This is a genomic window from Streptomyces sp. SID486 (genome assembly GCF_009865385.1).
Lineage (GTDB): Bacteria > Actinomycetota > Actinomycetes > Streptomycetales > Streptomycetaceae > Streptomyces.
On the sequence record NZ_WWJT01000741.1, the window covers coordinates 1 to 1,097 of the forward strand.

A 1,097-nucleotide genomic window follows, 5' to 3' on the forward strand; every position below is an offset into this window, starting at 1 on the left:
ACTCCGGCGGTTCAGCGCCGCCCGCAGTCCGACCGCCGTGCCCCCGACCCGGCAGGGTCGCGCGCCACCGAGGGCGATCAGGGCGCACCGGGTGGCGCGCCAGAGGCGCGCGGTGTGCGCCCAGGCGGGGCACCGGTGAGCCCCGGCAGCACGACGGATGCCACCAAGTCCAGCCCCTCCGGCGCCCGTTCGAGCTCCAGCAGGAACCCGAGTGGCACCTCCCCGGCCGACGGGCGGCGTGGTCCCACGCCCGGCGCATCCCCGGCCGACGGACGGCACGGAACCACCCCCGGCGCATCCCCGGCCGACGGACGGCACGGAACCACCCCCGGGGCACCCCCGGCCGACGGGCCGCACGGAACGTCCAAGGTGGCTCCGGCCGGCGTGCAGCGCGGCCTCGCCTCCGAGGCGCGGCCGGCGGACCGGCGGCGTGGTCTCACCTCGCAGTCGTCACCGGCCGTCCTGGGCGGCTCCCCGACCGCCGTGCAGAGGGCCGGGGCCGGGGACACCGGTCCCGCTCCCACCGTGGCGACGGCCCCTCGCCTGCCGGTGGTGCGCCGGGTCGCCGTGGTGAGCGCCCACACCGGCGAGAACGCGCCGCAGACCGCCTCCCTGGCGGCTCCCGGCCCGTCCGGCACCAGCCCCACGGCGCGACGCTCCCCGTCGAACCCGGCGGCGAACCCGGGCTCCCGGGCGGACACCGGCCCGGCCCGCCCGGCCGCCCCGCACGCCGGTCACGCCGGTCACGCCGGTCACACCCGTCACGCCGGTAACGCCGGTCAGGCCGGTCAGGCCGGTCACGAGGCCGTCCGTACCCGCCCCGTGAGCCGCCCGCTGACCGTCGCCCGGCGCCTGGACCTACCGCCACGTCAGGTGTCCGCCGTACGTCCCGCAGCGCCTGCCGCCGGACAAGCGGGCCAGGGGGCCGGCCCCGACGCCGCCGTCCGGCACCGGGGTTCCCGCCCGCCGCTGGGCGCACCGCTGTCCCGGCTCCCGGAGACGGCGGTACCGGTGGACCCGCCCGCCACCGGCACCGGCACCGCCACCAGCACCGCCACCAGCACCAGCACCGGCACCGGCACCGGCACCGGCACCGG

General features: G+C 80.1%; 1 pseudogene. It reads left to right on the forward strand.

Annotated elements, in window-relative coordinates:
• Nucleotides 1–369 precede the first annotated feature (369 nt).
• Nucleotides 370–1,097, forward strand: a pseudogene (locus GT045_RS34385) (hypothetical protein); the annotation flags it as partial.